The sequence below is a fragment of the Terrisporobacter sp. genome (assembly GCF_017888745.1).
GTDB lineage: Bacteria > Bacillota > Clostridia > Peptostreptococcales > Peptostreptococcaceae > Terrisporobacter.
This window is the reverse complement of the sequence record NZ_JAGHFM010000335.1, coordinates 1-2,829: the sequence shown is the minus strand read 5'-3', so window position 1 is coordinate 2,829 and position 2,829 is coordinate 1. Positions and strand designations below refer to the sequence as shown.

General features: G+C 29.0%; 2 protein-coding genes. One reads left to right on the top strand and one right to left on the bottom strand.

What is annotated here, in order from left to right:
- The coding region (locus J7G74_RS15060) for a DegV family protein (protein WP_297136837.1) at window positions 1-443 on the bottom strand (443 nt) is incomplete at its 3' end.
- A 228-nt stretch (window positions 444-671) separates the two neighbouring features.
- Between J7G74_RS15060 and nrdD the strand changes: the two genes are divergently transcribed.
- Entirely contained in the window at window positions 672-2,789 is a 2,118-nt protein-coding gene (gene nrdD, locus J7G74_RS15055) for an anaerobic ribonucleoside-triphosphate reductase (protein ID WP_297136835.1), read from the top strand.
- The last annotated feature ends 40 nt before the right edge of the window (window positions 2,790-2,829 follow it).

Below are 2,829 nucleotides of genomic sequence, written 5' to 3'. Positions count from 1 at the left end.
GGTATTTCTTTAATTATTTCTTCATAACTTTTACCTTCTTTTATAAGTTTAGCAACTTCTAAAACTATTTCTCCTTGAGGATAAGCTAGTATTTTTGAGTCATAAACAAAAGAAGTAAGTTTTGGGTGATCTTCTAAAGCTAATCTTAGGGCATTAAAGCTTCCAGAAAGACCACTAGAAATTGAAATACAAATTACATGAGTATAGCCTTCTTGTTCTAATTTATTTAAAATATCTTCAGTTTCTTGAGCACTTGGTAAAGAAGTTTTAGGAACTTCTTTTTCTAAGTTATCATATACCTCTTGAGGTGAAATATCTATTCTATCTCTATAATCACCATTAGAATAAATTATTCTAAGTGGTAATAAATTTATATTATTTTCTTTTAATGTATTTAAATCAAGGTCACATGCACTGTCAGTTATTAAAGCAATTTTTTGCATAAAAAATCCTCCGAAAGTCTAATTTTATAAACTTAGTATATCATACTAGATAATATTATCAATAGTGATAAAGAAAAAACATTATCACTATTGATAATATCTTTTTATTTAAAAATTATTTAAAAAATTCGCAGGAGAATAAAACACAAAATAGAATTATATACTATATATTGTATTTGATATATAAAATATACAATATATAGTGTGAATTTGTAGGAGGCGGTTATTTTGCTATATGTAGTAAAACGAGATGGAAGAGAGGTTGAATTTGATAGCAATAAAATTATTAATGCAATAAAAAAGGCAAGTGACGAAGTTGGAGAACAATTAAGAGAAGATCAAATATTAGAATGTATACAAAGGATTATTAAATATATTGAAGTTGCACGAAAAGAAAAAGTATCAGTAGAAGAAGTACAAAATTTAGTTGAAAAGGCTCTAATTGATAGTGACCATAAAAATATTCAAGGAGCATATTCTTCTTATAGAAGAGAAAGAACTAGAATTAGAGGAATTAAGTCAGATTTAATGAAAGCAATTGAAAAAATAGGAATAGAAACTGATAGGGATAATGCTAATGTTGGAAACAATTTTAGTGCTAAGTTATTAAGAATAGCTTCAGAGTCTAATAAATGGCATAATCTTTATAATATGCCTAAGTATTTAGCAAAAGCTCATGAAGTGGGTGAAGTTTATTTTCATGACCTAGATTCTTACAATTTAAGTATAAATTGTCTTCATATACCTACAGGAGAGATATTAAAAAGGGGATTTAATACTGGATATGGAACAATAAAGCTACCTAAACGTATAGAAACAGCTGCAGAATTATCTTGTATATTACTTCAGTCTACGCAAAATGATATGTTTGGTGGACAATCTCATCCAGATTTTGATAATGATATGGCTGAATTTATTGAGCCAACAAGAATAGAGATAAGGGAAGAATTAATTTCTTATGGAATTCAAGGTGAAAAACTAGAAAAAATAGTAGAAGAAAAATTAAAATCACGAGTGCACCAAGCTATGCAAGGAATTGTATATAATTTAAACACTATGCATTCACGTGCAGGCTCCCAAGTACCTTTTTCTTCTATAAATTTAGGTATACCAAATTCTAAAGATGCAGCCTTAGTATGTGAGATATTTTTAAAAGAATATGAAAAAGGATTAGGAAAAGGTGAACAACCAATATTCCCTAATATAATTTTTAGAGTGAAAAAGGGAGTAAATAGAGAAGTAGAAGATCCTTATTACTATTTATATAAATTAGCTTGTGAGGTAGCATCAAAAAGAATGAATCCTACATTTATGAATATAGATGCGGATTTTAATAAGGAATATTATGATCAAGGATATATTCCAGCAACAATGGGATGCAGAACATATTTAATGAAAAATGTTAATGGTGAACCGGGGTGCAAAGGAAGAGGAAATATAGCACCAGTAACTATTAATCTACCTCGTATAGGAATAGAAGCAAATAAGGATATAGATAAGTTCTTTGAGATATTAGAAAAAAGATTAGTATTAGCCAAAGATGCTTTACTTCATAGATATAGTGTGCTTAAAAATTTAAGAGTTAAAGATTTACCTTTTGTAGCAGGACAGGGACTTATGAAAGGTTCTGAAGGACTAAAAGCTGAAGACTCAATTGAACCAATACTTAAACAAGGAACCTGGGTAATTGGATTTATTGGATTGGCAGAAACATTATATTCTTTATTGGGATGTCATCATGGGGAATCACAAGAAGCTAGGGAGTTAGGACTAAGAATAGTTGGTTTCATAAGAGAGTATGTAGATAGGCTAATAGAGGAAACTAAGCTTAATTGGAGTTGCTATGCAACACCGGCAGAAGGATTATCAGGAAAATTTATAAAACATGATAAAAAGATATTTGGAATAATAAAAGGAGTAACAGATAAGGAGTATTATACAAATAGTTTCCACATACCTGTAAATTATAGTATATCAATAAAAGATAAAATTGATATAGAAGCACCTTATCATAAGCTTTGCAATGCAGGACATATTTCATATATAGAAGTAGATGACTCACCTTCACCAGAGAACATAATGGATATAATAAATTATGCATACAAACACCCTAATATAAGCTATATAGGGGTAAACTTTCATATTAGGTATTGTAAAGATTGTGGAGAAAATTTATTAAGTAATGAAAGCAAATGTCCTAAGTGTAATAGTAGAGATATACAAGGAATTTCAAGAGTAACTGGATATTTGAGTCTTGACGAAAGATTTGGGCCAGGAAAGTATGAAGAGAGAATTGATAGAAGATCTCATACTGGAAGTTATAAAAATAATTATGAAATATCATAGATAGCTGTGAGGCCTTCATATAAGTTATAGTGATATAACT